This is a genomic window from Acinetobacter ihumii, assembly GCF_900625095.1.
Classification (GTDB): Bacteria; Pseudomonadota; Gammaproteobacteria; order Pseudomonadales; family Moraxellaceae; genus Acinetobacter; species Acinetobacter ihumii.
Map to the genome: position 1 here is coordinate 595444 of NZ_LR130760.1, position 18872 is coordinate 614315.

Annotated in this window: 15 protein-coding genes and 1 tRNA gene; 7 read left to right on the forward strand and 9 right to left on the reverse strand. The window is 41.0% G+C overall.

Annotation, left to right across the window (positions count from 1 at the left end; all coding sequences use genetic code 11):
- Positions 1-56: 56 nt before the first annotated feature.
- The 5 genes from pyrC to E0D95_RS02790 all read left to right on the forward strand — a co-directional run bounded on the left by pyrC (position 57) and on the right by E0D95_RS02790 (position 4445).
- The gene (gene pyrC, locus E0D95_RS02770; RefSeq protein WP_130802440.1) at positions 57-1091 is read left to right on the forward strand and encodes a dihydroorotase; all 1035 of its coding nucleotides are present in this window, start codon (positions 57-59) and stop codon (positions 1089-1091) included.
- Positions 1076-1741, forward strand: coding sequence for a ribonuclease T (gene rnt, locus E0D95_RS02775; protein WP_130802441.1), 666 nt, complete (start codon positions 1076-1078; stop codon positions 1739-1741). Before pyrC ends, rnt begins: the two co-directional genes overlap by 16 nt.
- 18 nt (positions 1742-1759) lie before the next feature.
- Positions 1760-1835, forward strand: a tRNA-Glu gene (locus tag E0D95_RS02780).
- Between the two features lie 121 nt (positions 1836-1956).
- Positions 1957-3375, forward strand: coding sequence for an amino acid permease (locus E0D95_RS02785; protein WP_130802442.1), 1419 nt, complete (start codon positions 1957-1959; stop codon positions 3373-3375).
- A 146-nt stretch (positions 3376-3521) separates the two neighbouring features.
- Positions 3522-4445, forward strand: a complete 924-nt coding sequence (locus E0D95_RS02790; protein ID WP_130802443.1) for a lipase family protein — start codon at positions 3522-3524, stop codon at positions 4443-4445.
- A 69-nt stretch (positions 4446-4514) separates the two neighbouring features.
- On the opposite strand, the gene E0D95_RS15740 is transcribed toward E0D95_RS02790, so the two are convergent.
- From E0D95_RS15740 to hrpA, 7 genes are all read right to left on the reverse strand, one after another.
- On the reverse strand, positions 4515-6245 hold the full coding sequence (locus tag E0D95_RS15740; protein WP_213073691.1) for an acetyl/propionyl/methylcrotonyl-CoA carboxylase subunit alpha: 1731 nt from the start codon (positions 6243-6245) through the stop codon (positions 4515-4517).
- Positions 6246-7829, reverse strand: a complete 1584-nt coding sequence (locus E0D95_RS15745) for a 5-oxoprolinase subunit B/C family protein (protein WP_213073692.1) — start codon at positions 7827-7829, stop codon at positions 6246-6248.
- Between the two features lie 82 nt (positions 7830-7911).
- Positions 7912-8670 (reverse strand): LamB/YcsF family protein, encoded by a 759-nt coding sequence (locus tag E0D95_RS02800; RefSeq protein WP_130802444.1) that lies wholly within the window; start codon positions 8668-8670, stop codon positions 7912-7914.
- Positions 8671-8682: 12 nt separating this feature from the next.
- Complete coding sequence (locus E0D95_RS02805; RefSeq protein WP_130802445.1) at positions 8683-9909, reverse strand: NRAMP family divalent metal transporter; 1227 nt, start codon at positions 9907-9909, stop codon at positions 8683-8685.
- A 352-nt stretch (positions 9910-10261) separates the two neighbouring features.
- The gene (locus E0D95_RS02810) at positions 10262-11197 is read right to left on the reverse strand and encodes a LysR family transcriptional regulator (RefSeq protein ID WP_130802446.1); all 936 of its coding nucleotides are present in this window, start codon (positions 11195-11197) and stop codon (positions 10262-10264) included.
- 101 nt (positions 11198-11298) lie between these two features.
- A complete protein-coding gene (locus E0D95_RS02815; RefSeq protein ID WP_130802447.1) occupies positions 11299-12408 on the reverse strand; it encodes a beta-ketoacyl-ACP synthase III in 1110 nt (369 codons plus the stop codon).
- 31 nt (positions 12409-12439) lie between these two features.
- Positions 12440-16294, reverse strand: coding sequence for an ATP-dependent RNA helicase HrpA (hrpA, locus tag E0D95_RS02820; RefSeq protein ID WP_130802448.1), 3855 nt, complete (start codon positions 16292-16294; stop codon positions 12440-12442).
- A 352-nt stretch (positions 16295-16646) separates the two neighbouring features.
- Here hrpA and ahpC point away from each other — a divergent pair, with 352 nt between their 5' ends.
- Together ahpC and E0D95_RS02830 are read left to right on the forward strand one after the other, a co-directional pair.
- Positions 16647-17210 carry an alkyl hydroperoxide reductase subunit C gene (gene ahpC / locus E0D95_RS02825; RefSeq protein WP_004986882.1) on the forward strand — a complete coding sequence of 188 codons (564 nt, stop codon included), beginning with the start codon at positions 16647-16649 and terminating at the stop codon, positions 17208-17210.
- 196 nt (positions 17211-17406) lie between these two features.
- A complete protein-coding gene (locus tag E0D95_RS02830; protein WP_130802449.1) occupies positions 17407-17613 on the forward strand; it encodes a KTSC domain-containing protein in 207 nt (68 codons plus the stop codon).
- 120 nt (positions 17614-17733) lie between these two features.
- Here the strand turns inward: E0D95_RS02830 and E0D95_RS02835 are convergent, their stop codons facing one another.
- Positions 17734-18321, reverse strand: coding sequence for an O-methyltransferase (locus tag E0D95_RS02835; RefSeq protein ID WP_130802450.1), 588 nt, complete (start codon positions 18319-18321; stop codon positions 17734-17736).
- A gap of 23 nt (positions 18322-18344) precedes the next feature.
- Positions 18345-18560, reverse strand: a complete 216-nt coding sequence (locus E0D95_RS02840) for a DUF1653 domain-containing protein (protein ID WP_130802451.1) — start codon at positions 18558-18560, stop codon at positions 18345-18347.
- Positions 18561-18872: the final 312 nt, after the last annotated feature.

Below are 18872 nucleotides of genomic sequence, written 5' to 3' on the forward strand. Positions count from 1 at the left end.
TACCTTTTTCAACGTATATCGATTATCATCTATTTTATTTTTTAGTTTGAATGACCTTGGATACGATTACCCTTCTTCAGCCCGATGACTGGCATGCCCATTTACGTGATGGTCTGGCATTACAACGTACTGTACCTGATTTAGCCAAACAATTTGCACGCGCAATCTGTATGCCGAATCTGGTACCACCCGTTAAAACGGTGGAAGAAGCCTTGGCGTATCGTGAGCGGATTATGGCTCATGTACCAGAAGGCACGCATTTTGACCCACGCATGGTGTTATATTTTACCGACCACACCTCGCCAGAAGAAGTCCGTAAGATTAAGGCCTCTGAATTTGTCAATGCCATTAAGCTTTATCCAGCAGGTGCAACGACCAACTCGGACAATGGGGTGAGTGATATACGTAAAGTATATGCGGTGATTGAACAGTTGGAAGAACATCAAGTACCGTTATTGCTTCATGGTGAAGTTACACATCAACATGTCGATATCTTTGACCGTGAAAAACGCTTTTTGGATGAAGTCCTCTCGCCATTATTAAAGCAATTTCCTAAATTAAAACTGGTACTTGAACATATCACGACCAGTGAAGCAGCTCATTTCGTATTGGAACATGACCGTAATGTGGCAGCTACTATTACTCCTCAGCATTTGTTGTTTAACCGTAATGACATGCTCGTGGGGGGCATTAAACCACATTTTTATTGTTTACCGATTTTGAAGCGTCAAACACATCAACAAACTTTGATTGAAGTGGCAACCAGTGGCAGTCCTAAATTCTTTTTAGGGACAGACAGTGCGCCACATTCTAAAAATGCCAAAGAAAATGCTTGTGGCTGTGCAGGCTGCTATAGTGCACCAACAGCAATTGAACTTTATGCTCAGGCCTTTGACCAAGTGGGTAAACTTGATCGCCTTGAAGGCTTTGCGAGCCATTTTGGTGCTGATTTTTACGGTTTGCCACGCAACACATCTACCATTACTTTGGTAAAACAAGAGCACCAGATTCCTGAGCAACTTGATTATCTTGATGGTGAAAAAATCATTCCTCTTTATGCGGGTAAGACTCTTCAATGGAGGAAAGTGTGACCGAACAAAGCAATGTGCCACCCATCATTGGACAACGTTTCAGAGGTTTTTTGCCTGTTGTTGTAGATGTTGAAACAGCTGGTTTTAATGCACAAACTGATGCCTTACTTGAAATTGCCTGTATTCCAATCATTTATAATGAGCAAGGTCAATTTGTACCGGGTGAAGCCTATCACGCGCACATTAATCCTTTTGAAGGTGCGAATTTGGATCGTCGCTCATTGGATTTTATTGGGATTGATCCTTTTAATCCGATGCGTGTCGCGATGGCTGAAGATGAAAAAACGGCTTTGCGCAGAATTTTTAAATCTGTCAATGAAGTTCGTCGCCAGCAACAATGTACACATGCGGTACTGGTCGGACATAATGCGCACTTTGATCTTGGTTTTTTACAGGCGGCTATTGCTCGAACAGGAACTAAAAATCAAAATCCGTTCCATAGTTTTTCCGTGTTTGATACGGTCACTTTAAGTGCGGTAATGTTCGGACAAACTGTTTTAGCAAAAGCGTGTATTCAAGCTGGCATTGAGTTTGATGGTAAAGAAGCACATTCAGCCTTATATGATACCCAGAAAACAGCGGATCTGTTTTGTTATATTTTGAACAAACTCGCGCCTTACTTACTTGACACTTTACCGGCGGATTCATAAGATACCGCCATCCTCAACGTCCCTATCGTCTAGAGGCCTAGGACATCGCCCTTTCACGGCGGTAACCGGGGTTCGAATCCCCGTAGGGACGCCATCATATTATATTCCTCTATTATATTTTGTGCGCATTGGCGATTGTTTGTCAGGCATGAGATTGCACATTTCTATTTTTTCTCTACAATAGCGCGCTTCTCCTTTTGAACGTGACGTTGTGTATGCAACCATCTGAATCTTCAAATTCTCCCTTATCCAACTCATCTGCGCCATTAAAACGGGCAATGAGTACGCGCCATTTGGTCATGCTGTCTTTAGGCGGTGCGATTGGTACAGGTCTTTTTCTGGGTTCAGGTGAAGTGATTTCACAAACAGGACCAATCGGTGCCATTATTGCTTATATTTTAGGCGGCATAATTGCTTATATGGTCATGCTGTGTTTAGGTGAACTTGCAGTCCATATGCCTGTTTCTGGTTCTTTTGGTGCTTATGCGACAAAATATATTGGTCCGGGAACAGGTTATATGGTGTCCTGGCTTTATTGGCTGACATGGACCGCAACGTTGGGAACAGAATTCACTGCTGCTGCATTGTTGATGCAAGAGTGGTTTCCTCATATCTCAATGTGGATCTGGACGCTTGTTTTTGCCGCGACCATTTTTACCCTAAATTTAAGCTCGACCCGAATTTTTGCTGAGTCCGAGTTTTGGCTGTCATTGGTCAAAGTGATTACCGTGATTAGTTTTATTATCCTAGGGTTATTGGCTATTGTGGGGCTTATTCCTTTTCACGGCTATGAAAGCGCGCCTCTATTTAGCAATTTGACTGCTCATGGCTGGTTTCCACAAGGACTACTCCCTATTTTCGCAACCATGCTGATTGTCAACTTTGCCTTTTCAGGTACAGAATTGATTGGCGTTGCGGCGGGTGAAACCAAAGACCCTGCGGATAATGTACCTAAAGCCATCAATGCCGCAATCTGGCGTCTGTTGATTTTCTTTGTGGGTACCATCATTGTGATTAGTGCTTTGCTGCCTTATGAACAGGCAGGTTTAGGCGGTCATACCGTGAGTAACAGCCCTTTTGTGACGGTATTTAATTATATTGGTATTCCTTATGCCGATCATATTATTCGTTTTGTGATCATTACTGCATTACTTTCGGCTGCGAATTCAGGTTTATATGCGGCTTCACGTATGATGTGGTCATTATCTTCACAGCAACATTTGCCTAAAGTTTTCTCGAAACTTACCCAAAGTGGCACGCCCATTGTTGCCCTAGTGGTCACCATGTTTGGCGCACTACCGGGATTATTATCCGAACAGTTTGCTCCAGAAACCATTTTCAAAAATTTATTGGGTGTCGCTGCGTTTACAATGGTTGTAGTGTGGATGAGTATCTGTTTAAGCCAGTTTAATTTTAGACGACACTGGTATAAAACAGGTCATAAGGTGCAAGATCTTCAGTTTGCTGCACCGCTTTATCCGATTGTTCCGATTTTAGGATTTTTATTCTGCTTGATTACCTGTTTAAGTATGGCAGCTGACCCTGAAATGTTGCCAGGTTTTATTGGCTGTCTTATTTTTATTGCCTTATGTTATCTCAGTCATTTTATTTTTTATCGCAATAAGATCAGCTAAGCATGTAAAACCGACTGTGTCTTTTACCGATGCTCATTTTAAAAGTGTAGTCCATTGACTACACTTTTTTACGTCAGATCACTGGTCTATTTCGATCAGCCAATGTTAAAGTCAGTTTAAACATTACAATAAATGACAAGATAACGATGAAACTGATTTTTATTCATGGTGCACAACAACAAAGTTTTAATGCTGAAAGCTTACAGGATCACTGGCTTAACATTTTACAGCTCGGTTTAAATAATCTGGACATAAATGTTCCTCTCGAATCTTTAAATTTTGCTTTTCCCTATTATGGTGATTTAATTCATCAACATGCCTTAAATCAACTTGAAACACCTTTAGATGCCTTTATGCCTCAGGCATGGCAGGACTGGCATTTACCTTATCGGCAACACCCCGAACCCCAGCAAATTGATCAGGAAAAACGCTTAATTCCTCTTCTGGCTTTGCATCAACAGGAATTATCACTCACCTCAAGGTTATATTTATTTTCGCACTTGGCAAAAGATCACGTCTTGCGCGAGTTTGTGATGCTGCTAAATAAATTTCCCAAACTCCATGAAAATATGCTGCATCGTTATATTTTGGAAGTCTATCTGTATTTGGCAAATCCAGATTTTATGCAAGACGTTCATCAACGTGTGATGCAATCTTTTGAACAAGATGAAGAATATATTATTGTGGCGCATTCATTAGGCACAGTCATTGCCTATAATCTCATGCAACAGCTCCCCGAAAACATTAAGGTGCAGCGTTTTATTACACTGGCCTCTCCACTTGCTTTTCGGGTAGTGCAATCCAGACTCAAAGCTTCTCAGGAGCATTTACAGGCTTTACAAGGAAATTGGTATAATTTTTATTCGCATGAAGATTACTTAACGACTTTTCCTCTTGATCATGGGTTTTTTAATGTGCAACCTTCTATCATTAATCAGGGGATTTCAACCTTTGCGCACAAACCGCATGAAATTATTGGTTATTTACAACACCCATTGGTGGTACAAAGCATCATCGAAACGATTTGCCCAACTGAAGCCCTAAAACTTGGGCCTGAACAAGCAAGTTAATTTTTGCAACCTTGGGCGAACTGAAATTCAATTTACAATTCAATTCGCCCACATATTTAAGCAGATCGGCTAAAGAGGAATAATTTCAGCCAATTTGTGATCGGCTTGATAGCTTTGAGTGATTTCCACAAGATTTTTGATATGCCCTGCTTGATGTGCAAGCACCTGAATTTCCATTTTCATGGCTTCCATAATTGCAATGACCTCACCTTGCTCTACCCATTGATCTGGCTGCACCATCCATTTGCTAATAATGCCATTGATTGGAGCAACCACATCATTCAACTGTGCTTGTATCACAGGGCTTGTATCGACAGCAGAAGTCGTTGTAGAGATTGATCCCAATAAACCCTGTGGTAAACCAACTTCATGTAATTTGCCATCTATTTCGATCTGATAACGCTGTAATCCTTTATTTTGATTCAGTTTAGTTCTAGGTGTGACCTGAAAATCTGCTTTTAAATCCTGTTCAATCCAGCGTGTATGCACCTTAAATTCATTCACAAAATCAGCTTCATTGACGACGGTCTGATGAAAAGCCAATACAGAGGCGACGCCTTCAATTTCAAACGCAGATAATGCGCGTCTGGCGCGTTGTAATGCAATTTCACGTGTCGGCCCAGAGATGATCAATTTCGCCATAAGTGAATCAAAATGACTAGAAACCTGACTTCCTGTGACGACACCGCTATCCAGACGTACTCCCAACCCAAATGGCGGATTGAATTTTTCAATTTTGCCAAAAGCAGGAATAAAGCCACGCGCAGGGTCTTCCGCATTAATACGGAACTCAATCGAGTGTCCCTGTACTTTCGGTGTTTCCTGAATAGATAACGGTTGTCCCAAAGCAATCGCAATTTGTTCAGCCACTAAATCAAGCCCGGAAGTTTGCTCAGTTACAGGGTGTTCAACCTGCAAACGTGTATTGACTTCCAAAAAAGATAATCGACCATCACGACTGAGTAAATATTCAACCGTACCTGCACCGACATAATTTGCTGCACGGCAAATATTGCAGGATGCCTGAATAATTTGCTGATAAATTTCATCCCCAATAAATGGCGCTGGTGCTTCTTCAACCAGTTTTTGATTACGCCGTTGCAAAGAACAATCCCGTGTTCCCACCACCACCACATGACCTTGTTGATCGGCAATGACCTGTGCTTCGATATGTCTGGGTTGATCCAGATATTGCTCTACAAAACATTCACCTCGTCCAAAAGCACTGATCGCTTCACGTACCGCAGATTCATAAAGCGATGCAACCTCTTCGAGTTGCCATGCGACTTTTAGACCACGTCCACCGCCTCCGTAGGCTGCCTTTATGGCAATGGGCAAACCATATTGTTGAGCAAAATTGACTGCTTCTTGCGCATTTTGCAAGGGTTGATCCGTGCCTTGAACCAACGGCGCACCCACAGACGCCGCGATTTTACGCGCCTCAATTTTATCTCCAAGTTTTTCAATGCTTTGTGCAGTGGGCCCAATCCAGATGAGTCCAGCATCGACCACTGCCTGTGCAAACTCGGCACGTTCAGACAAAAAACCATAACCGGGATGAATCATGCTAGCCTGAGATTTTTGTGCAATTTCGATCAGTCGAGGAATATTTAAATACGTCTCTTTGGCAGTTATGCCCGACAAAGCCCATGCTTCATCTGCGAGTTTGACATGTAAGCTTTCAATATCGTCATCGGCATATACAGCAACAGATTGAATATTTAAATCTTTGCAGGCCTGAATAATACGAACCGCAATTTCGCCCCGATTGGCAATTAAAATTTTATGTTGTTGATTCATTTATTTCATCTCTAAAAATTCTGAAATCTGGCGGAATTTGATCAAAGTGCCTGCGGGCATTTGCGCTACGACATCCAGATGATGCTTGGCCACAGCTGCAATCACTGGATAGCCTCCGGTAAGAGGATGATCATTCATAAATAAAACAGGTTGCCCGTTCGGTGGAATCTGTAATGCGCCAGTACATGTGCCCTCACTCGGTAATTCCTGCTGGATTTGGCGTTGCAGTGGATACTCTCCTTGCAGCCTTAAACCGATTCGATTACTTTCTTGCGTCACTCGCCAAGATTGCTGAAAAAACTGCTGTACACTATCAGCTTTAAACCAGTCAGTTCTTGGTCCTAAAATCAAATCAACTTCAGTGACTTGCCCTGTTTTAGGTAAATTTTGAGGTGCAGCTTCATCCAAAATCACACTACTTACAGTTAAATCGGCGGCATAAATGAGATCGTTAGGTTGAAGGGGTGCTGCGCCTAATTCCGCTAACGTGTCATAGCTAGAACTTCCCAAAACCTGTTCGGCAGCGATTCCACCACGTAAAGCTAGATAATTTCGCAGTCCCTTTGTGGGCATGGAAATATTCAATTGATCGCCTGCATCTAGTGCAATCGGTTGATACATCGGCATACGGACTTGCTGACCAGAAGCGTCCTCAAGCCAGATTTCACTGTCTGCTCCTGTAATTGCAATTACCGCCGCTTGCAGTGCTTTTAACTTTAAGCCACCATTTAAAATTTCCAATACAGCTGCATGAGATGGATTTCCAACAATACGATTTGCCGTCTGAAATGCTGTTTGATCCATCGCCCCTGCATGTCCGACACCTAGGGCGGTCATATCCGGACGCCCTTGATCTTGAATGAGCGTTTGTAAGCCTGTTTTTAAAATTTCTAAGCTCGCTGCTACTGATTGCGTTTGTATCGCCACTGCTGGTGGAAGTTGTTCAGGCACTACGATGCTTGTCGGTTGTGCGGTGGCATCTCGAAACTGCACTTGCGTACCGGGGAGAAGCAATGCCGCAGGCTCTCGCTGAAGATCCCACATTTTGCTTGAAGTATGCCCAATCAACTGCCAGCCACCGGGGCTGTCTTTGGGATAAATTCCACTATATTCACCTGCCAGTGCGACTGAACCTGACGGAATTTTTTTACGCGGTGAACTGAGCCGTGGAATACTACCAAAAGGTTGATCTGGACTGATTAAATAGGCAAAACCCGGTGCAAAACCAATGAATGCAACCTGCCACATGCTTTGAGTATGTCGACGAATTAGCTCCTTGCAGTCAATCCCTAAATGATCACTCAGCGCGTGTAAATCAGCACCTGTGTAATTGACATCAATGATCACTTGATTTTGCTTGGATTGCTGGCTGCCGTGTATTTTTTGATTTTTTATCCATGTAATTAAATCTGGGACATCAATATAAAAGTGATTAAAGCCCATTAAAATGGTACTGGCAGCAGGAATCATCTCTACAATATAAGGATGCTGTACCTTTAATAAATGTTGATACAGCTTCATTGTTTCCTGCAAATCAGACAGTTCTATCAACAGTCTGTCCTGATTAACCGATAAAAACCGCATTTTATCTTCCTTACTATCAGCTTAAGCTTACGCGTAAATCCTTCAATGATTTAAACCTGATTTAGCCATCATCGTGATGTACTTATGGGCAAAAAGGCTGTATCGCAATATTTTGATTGATCAGTTCCTGTCGAATGGCTTGTGCCATTTCCAAAGCACCATCAGTATCGCCATGTAAACAAACCGTATCTGCTTGTATCGGGGTAAACTGACCATCAATGGACATTAGCCCACCTGTTTGAATCATTTGCACCACTCGCTGCGCAACCTGTTGTACGTCATGTAACACCGCACCTTGTAAGCGACGTGAAACCAGTGAACCATCTGCCTGATAAGCCCGATCTGCAAACGCTTCTGAAACCACCACCAGACCTTGTTGCTTTGCAAAAGCAACCAAAGGTGAACCTGCCAAAGCGACCAGTACCAATGATGGATCAATTTTTTTTATGGCATCAATGACTGCCTGCGCTTGCTGCAAATTTTGAGCAATCGTGTTGTATAAAGCCCCATGCGGTTTTACATATTTGACAGTTGTCCCTGCGACTTTGGCTAAACCCTGTAATGCAGAAATTTGATACATCACATCACTCAGTAGCTCATCATAAGACACATCCATATTACGTCGACCAAAACCGACCAAATCTGGATAAGACACATGTGCCCCAACCGTGACGCCGAGTTTTGCGGCTTGTTGCAGTGTTTTATAGATTCCCAGAGGATCGCCCGCATGAAAACCACAGGCAATATTGGCACTACTGACGATCGGTAAAATCTGATCATCATTGCCCATTTTCCACGAACCGTAGCTTTCACCCAAATCACTATTTAAATCAATTTGCATGGCTGCTCATCCTTATAATGTTTTGAGATAGTTAAAAATTGTATTAAATGACACATAACCCATGTACCACGTCAAAATACATGTCAGCACACCTAAAACAGTCAACCACATTGGATAATGATAACTGCCAAGTAAGTCTTTACGACATGCTGCAACATAGACAAACAGGGTCAAGCCAATTGGAAGAACTAAACCATTTAAGCCCCCCACAAAGACCAATAAGCTCGCAGGTGTTGCCCCTATCAGGACATAGACCAAAAGGGCAAGCGCAATAAATATAGACGTACAGAAATTACGCTGTTTTAAACTGATATCTTTTTTAAACGCGCTAAAAAATGAAACGGAGGTATAGGCCGCACCGATGGAACTACTGATTCCTGCTGCCCAGAAAATCAGACCAAATAGCTTAAAGCCAAATTCCCCTGCGGCGTATTGAAAGGCCTGTGCCGCAGGATTGGCATTATGGCTGGCTAAATCAATTGTGGCTCCACTGACAACCACCCCCAATATTGCCAGAAAAAGCACATAGCGCATGATACCGACCACCACAATACCTTTGGTGGCTGCTTTGGACACTTCCTCAATATGTTCAGGGCCAACTGTACCCTTGTCCAGCAATCGGTGCGCCCCAGCATAACAAATATAACCACCAACCGTACCGCCCACGATGGTGGTGATACTGGCGAAGTCTATTTGACTAGGTAAGATAGTCTGATGAAATGCATCTGCCATTGGAGGAGCAACAATACAAGCCACCACCACAATCACGGCAATTTTTAAAATACCCAGCATAATCATGCTTTTATCAACAATGATACTGGCTTTATGTGAGGCAAAAATTAAAATAGCCATTGCACCACTGATGACTCCACCCCACTTTGTATCAAGCCCGAACAAGGCATTCAGACCTAGAGCGGCACCGGCAATATTACCAATATTAAAAAAGAATCCCCCAAAAACCACTAGCACGGCCAGCACATAGCCACTGCCGGGTAATGCTGCATTTGCCACATCAGGGGCACGCATTTGCGTCAGCGTCACGACACGCCAGATATTTTGCTGCACCACATAATCAATAATAATCGACAATAAAATACCAAAACCGAATGCCGCACCCAATTTCACGGTAAAAGTAGCGGTTTGGGTTAAAAAGCCGGGCCCCATGGCAGATGTCGCCATCAGAAAAATGGAAGCAATGATTGACCACTGCCGTTCACTAAAAAAAGATTTCTTTTGCATAATATGATTGAGCTCTCAGATGATTTTTAACTGCACGATCGATCGTCCCTAAGCTAAAGACAGTTTTTTATAGGCTGACTGAATTTGGCTCCTCATTAATTAACCACAGCTGCAAGCTACAAAACAATCATCGACTGAGCACTCTTTAAAAATTTAATCCATTGAATTTTATAAATAATTTAATAAAAATAATATAAATAATTTTTTCTTATCAATTTCTATAATTCTTTCTTATTTAAAGAATTTTGTAGTTAAAATAAATTTCATCATATCAGTGCATGCTGCCAAAAAGAGGTGCAGGTTTTGCACTAAAAAGTGTTTTATCGGTCTGGAGAAAAAAACTTTTTTGTCTTTAAAATTTCAGATATTCATCTCCTGAAAATTGATTATTTAACTTTCTGACCGAGGTCTGAGCAATGCGATACGCAATTTTTGCGAGGCTTTGCTTTACTAGATCATCACGTCCTGCTACATAAGCACAGGAAAACTGAAATGGTTTAAGTTTGATTTCAGAGCTTAATATGCTTAATCGCCCTTCGCGTAATTCTTTAATGACAGACAAATGCGGAATAATACCAATCCCCATTCCATCTTCAGTCATTTTAATCAGTGTCGAAAGTGAATAGCTGGTGACTGTTTTTGGTTCTTTAAGATGATGTTGTATAAGATTTTTCTTTAAATCAAGATAAGGATAAGTGGTCTTGGGATACGTTAAAATAGTGCTATTGGCAATATCTTTCAAACTCAAATGACGTGATACAAATCGTTTTTGAATACGCGGTGCAATTAAAAAACTGTGTTGAAATTCACATAATGGCATTTCAATACAATCGAAGTCGCACGCCGAATTCAGTAAAAATGCCATATCCAACTCGCCTGACTGAATAGCATCTTTTAATAAAGGCGTAATATTAATAACAACTTCAATGGTCACATCAGGGAATTCTTCATACACCTGCTCAATAAAATCAACCAGCCATGTATGTACAATGGTTTCGGCAACCCCTAAACGAATAGTGCTGTGTATCGCGTTTTTTTCAGATAAATCGGTTAATAAATCATGATTAAGCTGGATATATTTTTCCGCATATTCATAAACAATTCTGCCCTTTTCAGTCAATTGTAAATGACGTGAAGTACGCTCTAATAATTTAACGCCCAACTCCTGTTCAAGACTATTTAAACGCTGTGACACTGCGGGTTGCGTGGTGTTGAGCTTTAGCGCAGCCTTATTAAAGCTATTGAGCCTTACCACCCAATAAAAATTTTCTATGCTTTTAAAATTCATGGTTGATATAACCACTTTATCTTTCTGGATGTTCACTATAAAACACAACATCATAGGTTGTGCAGAAATAAAAAACTCCACCGTAGTGGAGTCTAACTTTTTTAAGCGGCTGATCGCTTTTGTACAATCAGTGAGCCAACAGAATAACCCGCACCAAATGAACAAATTACACCGTATTCATTGGCATTGACCTGATCCCCTGTACGGTGTAATGCAATGATTACCCCTGCCGAAGAGGTATTGGCAAATTCATCCAGAATGATTGGCGTACGATCAGCTTCCGCTTCCTTGCCTAACACTAGTTTTGCAACCAGTTGATTCATATTGGCATTGGCCTGATGTAACCAGAAACGTTTCACGTCATCCGCAGCGATCTGCATTTTGTCCAATTGACCTGAAATGATTTTAGCTACCAATGGACAAACATCCTTAAAGACTTTTCGTCCATCCTGACGGAATTGTTTATCGTCACGGCTAGTATCTTCGCTACGGTTCAAGAAACCAAAGTTGTTGCGAATGTTGTTTGAAAATTGAGTAAATAAATGAATGTCTAAAATTTCAAAACCATCTTTGGTTTCGGTGTCTTCAATAATTGAAGCCGTCGCAACATCGCCAAAAATAAAATGACAATCGCGTGAACGATAGTCTGTATGTCCAGATGTAATTTCGACATTGACCAATAACACACGGCGCGCACCGGTTTTAATTGCATCATAGGCTTGTTTTAAACCAAAAGTTGCCGCAGAACATGCCACATTCATATCATAGGCATAACCCTGAATGCCCAGTGCTGATTGAATTTCTATCGCAACCGCTGGATAGGCACGTTGCATATTGGAACATGCCAAAATCACGACATCAATATCTTCTGGTCCCACCCCTGCATTTTGCATGGCTTGTTGAGCTGCAAAAACACCCCATTCCGCTTGTAATGACAGCTCGTCATCACTGCGTTCACGTAAATGTGGGCGCAATCGTGCGGGATCTAGTACGCCTGATTTTTCCACTACGTAGCGACTTTTCACACCAGATGCTTTTTCAATAAACTCTGCACTTGAGCCACGACGCTCAGCCAATTCGCCTGAAGCAATTTTGTCTGCATTTTCGGTATTGTAGCGTTCCACATAAGCATTAAGCGTTTCAACCAGCTCTTGATTGCTAATGGTTTCGGCCGGATGAAATAGACCAGTTCCAGTAATACGGATGCCCATGTAAAACTCCTTGTTAAGAATGCAAGATATTCTAACCGATTCCTAGTTTTTCCCATAGTTTTTGTAGCCGAGTGGAAGAAACAGGCATCTTGGTTTTCATTGGTTGAGAAAATAAGGAAATTCTGAGTTCCTCAACCATAAAATATAAGTCTTTAATTTTAGGGTCATTTTTGAATTTAAATAATTTATCCATCCACGGATCAACCTCTTTAATGGCTGCTTCATCTCGCGGTAAATTATGAGCTAAACGCCCAAGACGCATCAGCAAGGCCTTTAAATAGCGTGGATATTCTAACCAAACCTCAGCAGGCTGACTGTAGACAAAATCACTTAATCGCATTAAATCCAATTGATCTTCAATATCATCAATACTTCTGCCAAATATATCCGCATCCAGCACCAGTAACTGACGACGGATGTCTTGCCATTGAATGAAAATATCCGAAATCACATGCAGTGCCTGTTGCCCAAACCTTAGAAAGTTCTGCTTAACTTGCTGTATGAGTTGTTGAAATTCAGTTTCATTAACAGGCAATTTTTCAATACTGAGTTGCAGCGTTGCATAGACCAACATTTGTTCTAGTTTGGCTTTATCCCCTAAAGGGGAATAGGCTAAGGCTAAAGGTTTGGAGATTTGTTTTTTCAACTGTCGAACTAAATCACCCAGTTGCATATAGACCAGACGAAGAATGCCTTCTCGATGTTGCCGAATCGCCTCTGCCTGATCATTAAAAGTTTGAATCACCACACCTGATTCATCTTTTTGCTCTAAGTCAGCAAATTGTTTCACTGGGACTAAAGCCTGATATTGCTTGACCACAACCCCAGTGACTTTTTGCGAGGCTTCAAATACAAAACTTTCAGGGAATGTTTTAAACTCACCTTGCATTTGTTTGACTGGTCGATGGGTTTCAGTGCGGCAACGTGCTTTTAACTCGGCGAGATCACGACCTTTTTCAATGACTCGACCTTTTTCATCGACCACCAAAATAAAAGGAACCAGATATTGATCAATACGTTCAAAAGAAAAATCTTTTTCAGTCATCTGTTCGCCACGCAAGGCAAACGCTAAAAACTTAAAAATATGCTGATGTAAATGTGTGGCATCCACACCTTGCAGCAGTTTTTTAGCAGTATCAGGAATCGGGACTAAATGACGGCGTTTGTCTTTGGGCAAAGCTTTGAGTAAAGCCTCGATCAAATCCAGCCGCCAACCGGGAATGCCCCACGACCATAAATTTTCGTCCACTTGTGCCAAAGCTTGCACAGGAATTTTAACCGTTGCGCCATCTTGATCATGACTTGGATCAAAGCGATAGGTCGTGGCTAAACGTAAATCGCCGTTATGTAAATAATCAGGAAATTGTTGTGTGGTCGGTCGGTCACTTTGCCAAAGCGCATCATCCTCAACAAATAAATAACGCGGATGTTTAGGCTCAATGGTCGCGCGCCAGTCTTCAAAGCTGCTGCGACTGGCAATATCCGCAGGCACACGTTCAGCATAAAATTGATAAATGGTTTCTTCGTCTACCACTAAATCACGTCGACGTAATTTATCTTCAACTCGCTCAACTTCTTCGAGTTTGAGCAAATTATGATTTAAAAATGGCGGCATGATGCCTAGATTGCCTGTGGTTAAGGCATCTCTTAAGAATATTTCACGTGCCGCTGGATGATCGACTTTTTCAAAATTCACTAAACGTTTAGGTTCAATAATTAAACCAAATAAGGAAATTTGCGCATAGGCTTGGACAATGCCTGCTTTTTTTGACCAATGGGGCTCGAAATAGTGATATTTCAATAAATCTCGTGCTGCCAGTAAAATCCATTCTGGATCAATCTTCGCCAATGTCCGCAGATACACCTGTGAAGTTTCGACCATTTCAAAGGCCATGACCCACGGTGTATTGGACTTATGCAAGGTACTGGCAGGAAAGACTTTGGCTTTTTGCTGACGCACTGCCATATAAATATTACGTTCATCGGTTTTATTGGCCACAAAAGACAATAAACCTGTGAGTAACGCACGATGCAAATTTTCATAACTGGCTTTTTTGTCATTAAAAGACAGCTTGATGCTTTGCGCTAAATCGACCAGTTGAGAATGGGTTTGTTTCCATTCACGTAAACGTAACCAACTTAAAAAATGCTGACGGGCAAATTGACGGCGTTTATTTTCCGTTGCCATGTCAGGATTATTTTGTAAGGTATCCCACAGTTTGATATAGAACAAAAAGTCAGAATCTGCTTCACGGAACAACGCATGTTTTTGATCCGCCTGCATTTGTTTGTCGGCTGGGCGTTCACGCGGATCTTGTACCGCCAGCGCACTGACTACGATCAAAATTTCGTTCAGCACACCAAAATGCGAACCACCGACAATCATCCGTGCCAATCTCGGATCAATCGGCATACGCGACATCATCTGTCCAACTTTTGTTAGCTCATGTTTGCGCTCATTCATCGCGCCAAGTTCAACTAAAAGTTTACGTCCATCATTCACCAAACGGTGATCAGGCGGCTCAATAAAATCAAAATCTTCAACCGTGCCAAGCCCTAGACTTTGCATTTGCAAAATCACGGAAGCCAAATTGGTACGCTTAATTTCAGGCTCAGTAAATTCAGGGCGACTCAGAAAATCTTCTTCGCTATATAAACGAATACATACACCCGGCGCAATACGACCGCAACGTCCTTTACGCTGATTGGCTGCCGCTTGGGAAATCGCTTCAATCGGTAAACGCTGTACGCGTGAACGGTAGCTATAACGTGAAATACGGGCAAAGCCACTGTCAATCACATAGCGGATATTCGGTACAGTCAATGCAGTTTCAGCTACGTTGGTGGCAATAATAATGCGCCGACCTTTACCACTTGGGCTAAAAATCTTTTGCTGCTCACCCAGACCTAAACGTGCATACAAAGGTAAAATTTCAGTATGACGTGGACCATGCTTTTGTAAGGTTTCCTGTAATTCTCGAATTTCCTGTTCAGTACTGGAAAAAATCAGAATATCCGCATGTTCTGGATGCCCCTTTGCTTCGGCATCAGCAAAACATTCTTCTACAGCTTGCACCACCGCACGTGGCAGATTTTCTTCAAAATCATCAAATTCGTCATCATCGCTGCCACCAATGCTCAGTTCAGAAATAGGACGATAACGAACCTCAACAGGAAAGCTACGTCCTTCCACTTCAAAAATCGGGGCATCATAAAAATAGCGACTAAAGCGATTCACATCCAAAGTTGCCGAGGTCACGATCACTTTTAAATCTGGGCGTTTTTTTAAAATCTGCTTGAGATAACCCATAATGAAATCGATATTTAACGAGCGTTCATGTGCTTCATCAATAATAATGGTGTCGTATTTATTGAGATAACGGTCATGTCCAAGCTCCGCCAATAAAATACCATCGGTCATTAAACGCACGATAGAATCATTGGAACCTTGCTCATTAAATCGAACTTTAAAACTGATCGACTCGCCCAGTTTTTCACCGACTTCTTCCGCAATCCGCTGTGAAACGCTACGCGCCGCCAAGCGTCTGGGTTGGGTATGTCCAATCATGCCAGTTGCACCACGTCCTGCCAGCATGGCAATTTGTGGTAACTGAGTCGTTTTACCTGAACCAGTTTCCCCAGCTACAATAATCACTTGATGCTGTTGAATCGCTTCAATTAAACGATCGGCATATTGGGTAACAGGCAAATCCTGATTGAGTTTGATACGAGGAAAACGCGCAATTCGAGCTTTCACCTGATGATTCGACTTTTCAAAAAGTTCTTGGTATTGCTTTGGGTTTTTGTCTTTACCTTTGCCAAGTCGATTTAAACGATGCTGGTCACGCGCCATAACCATTTGGTCTACATTTAAATCTCTGTGCACAGATAAAATTTCCTGATCATTTCAACAAGCGGTCTATTTTACGCTGGAAAACATGAGAACGAAAGCCATTCATTTTCTATAGATTTGTTGTTTTTTTCATTTTACCCTTGAATTTTTTACACATCGCCTGCATGTTCATATGCAAATTAAATGAATGAGGCTTTGTCATTTTTAGATCATATTGTTGCGCTGAAATGATAGAAGTCACAATCTGGTGAAATTTGGTATGAGGCATCTTAATTTGTTTTTCCGATTTTAGTCATGCAAAAATACCATTTCACCAATAAAATAAAATTCTTTATGCTAAATCAGAATTTTAAGTTTAAATAAAACCTCAATCATGGAGAAAATGATGAGCTTAATTAATACAGAAGTTAAACCATTTACAGCAACTGCTTATCACAATGGTCAATTCGTTGAAGTTTCTGAAGCAAACTTCAAAGGCAAATGGTCTGTTGTATTCTTCTATCCAGCTGACTTTACCTTTGTTTGCCCAACTGAGCTTGGCGACCTTGCAGACAACTATGCTGAATTCCAAAAATTAGGCGTAGAAATCTACTCAGTTTCTACTGACACTCACTTCACGCATAAAGCTTGGCATGATTCTTCTGAAGAAATCAAAAAAATCCAATACGTAATGGTAGGCGACCCAACTTGGGCACTTGCTAAAAACTTTGAAGTTCTTATTGAATCTGCTGGTCTTGCTGACCGTGGTACTTTCGTAATCGATCCTGAAGGTAAAATCCAGATCGTTGAAATCAATGCAGGTGGTATTGGTCGTGACGCGCAAGAACTTCTTCGTAAAGTAAAAGCTGCACAATACGTTCACTCTCACCCAGGTGAAGTATGTCCAGCAAAATGGAAAGAAGGTGATGCAACACTTGCTCCTTCAATCGATCTAGTAGGTAAAATCTAAGCTGATAATCTCTAATTTTTTAGATTTTTAGCACTAAAAGAACCACCCTTTTTAGGGTGGTTCTTTCATTTTAAGTGATTAATTTATCATGATTTAAACATTTACAATTTTCATATATAGGCGCAGCATAAATTACATTACTGTTCAATTAAAACAGCATGCTTTTTATCTTTATTCATACCCGAAGGGAGAATATATGGAAAAATTTGTTGCCGTGACCTCGTGGAAATACAATGCTGCATCCAGATATCTAAAAATTTTTTATAATAATGGTAAAGGTGAACTGTACCACCCCGTTCCCGAATTTGTGTACGACAACCTACTTCGCTCGCATGATAAAACGGCTTTTGTGCAGAAATATTTAGAATTTGATTTACACTTTAGCCGAATGTCGATCTTTTAAAACATTGTTTCTCTAACATAAAGATAAGATCTTGATTTGTTTTCCTTACTTATTCAAGCTAAGACAAAATAAAAGATTTTGCTGTTTAAATTGTCTTAGCATTCAGATTCAATTTTATCTTTATTTTGCCACCACCATAAATAATCCTGCACCCAACGCAAGCGTGGTGGTCATAAAATTGGCATCCTGCTTAATTATAGCTAAAAACTCTTTGACCTCAGCAGCATGTGAAATGACATTATCTACAATCAATACACCGCCTTTCTTTCGAATCAAACGCTGAAGATCATTCCAATACGCTGCATAATAACTACGCTCTGCATCCAGTAAAATAAAGTCAAAACTGTCTATGGCTTGCTGTAAATATTGAGCCGCATCTCCTGTCCAGAACTCAATAACGCTGTCTAATTTTAATTCCTGCGCATAGTTTTTTGCTTGTTGACTGCGTTTTTCTTCTATTTCAAGCGTCACCATGTGAGCACCAGTGGCTTGAGCTGCTTCAGCCAACCATAAAGTTGAATATCCTGTAGATGTGCCTATTTCCAAAATTGATTGAGATTGTTGAGTACGAATCAGCATGGAAATAAATTGCGCAGAATCGGGTTCGATATTACGAAAACGCTGGAGTCGATCACACTGTTTGGCATCATGCTGTTGAAATTCATCATATAATTCTGAGAGACGCAATAAAAATTCACGGGTTGGCATGCATTCACCTTTCAATTTTTGCTTTATATTTGATGAAGAAAATTAAAACGTGGTACGGGCTGACCATCAATTTCAACTGTTTCAATAAACATGGTGAGTGGTCGCACCCAGATTGAGTAATCACCATATAAACATTGGTAAACCACCAATTCTTCTTCTGTTTCACTATGTTTTGCCACGTGAAAAACTTGATAAAGATTGCCTTTGTAATGTTGATAAATTCCTGATTGTAGTTTCATGTCAATATTCCTTAAATTTAAGGTGTATTATCTTATCTCATCTCAAGATGTCATTTATATAACAAAGCAATTTTAGCTCGCTATGAATCTTTCCAAGCTTAATTTTCTATATAAGCCTCATTGATAGCTATCAACCATTCAATAAACCGATTGAATTCATAAAAACATACTGTTTCACCTATATGAAGTTTTATCGTAATATTCTCAACAAGTTAAAAATTTACTCCTTTGGAGATTTAAAATGTTAGACCAAAACATCAAAACTCAGTTAAAAGCCTACTTGGAACGTTTAGAAAGTCCAATCGAATTGGT

Coding starts and splice junctions, on each gene's coding strand:
- rnt (WP_130802441.1), top strand. CDS start 1,076: ATGGAGGAAAGTGTGACCGAACAAAGCAATGTGCCACCCATCATTGGA.
- E0D95_RS02785 (WP_130802442.1), top strand. CDS start 1,957: ATGCAACCATCTGAATCTTCAAATTCTCCCTTATCCAACTCATCTGCG.
- E0D95_RS02790 (WP_130802443.1), top strand. CDS start 3,522: ATGAAACTGATTTTTATTCATGGTGCACAACAACAAAGTTTTAATGCT.
- E0D95_RS15740 (WP_213073691.1), bottom strand. CDS start 6,245: ATGAATCAACAACATAAAATTTTAATTGCCAATCGGGGCGAAATTGCG.
- E0D95_RS15745 (WP_213073692.1), bottom strand. CDS start 7,829: ATGCGGTTTTTATCGGTTAATCAGGACAGACTGTTGATAGAACTGTCT.
- E0D95_RS02800 (WP_130802444.1), bottom strand. CDS start 8,670: ATGCAAATTGATTTAAATAGTGATTTGGGTGAAAGCTACGGTTCGTGG.
- E0D95_RS02805 (WP_130802445.1), bottom strand. CDS start 9,909: ATGCAAAAGAAATCTTTTTTTAGTGAACGGCAGTGGTCAATCATTGCT.
- E0D95_RS02810 (WP_130802446.1), bottom strand. CDS start 11,197: ATGAATTTTAAAAGCATAGAAAATTTTTATTGGGTGGTAAGGCTCAAT.
- E0D95_RS02815 (WP_130802447.1), bottom strand. CDS start 12,408: ATGGGCATCCGTATTACTGGAACTGGTCTATTTCATCCGGCCGAAACC.
- ahpC (WP_004986882.1), top strand. CDS start 16,647: ATGAGCTTAATTAATACAGAAGTTAAACCATTTACAGCAACTGCTTAT.
- E0D95_RS02830 (WP_130802449.1), top strand. CDS start 17,407: ATGGAAAAATTTGTTGCCGTGACCTCGTGGAAATACAATGCTGCATCC.
- E0D95_RS02835 (WP_130802450.1), bottom strand. CDS start 18,321: ATGCCAACCCGTGAATTTTTATTGCGTCTCTCAGAATTATATGATGAA.
- E0D95_RS02840 (WP_130802451.1), bottom strand. CDS start 18,560: ATGAAACTACAATCAGGAATTTATCAACATTACAAAGGCAATCTTTAT.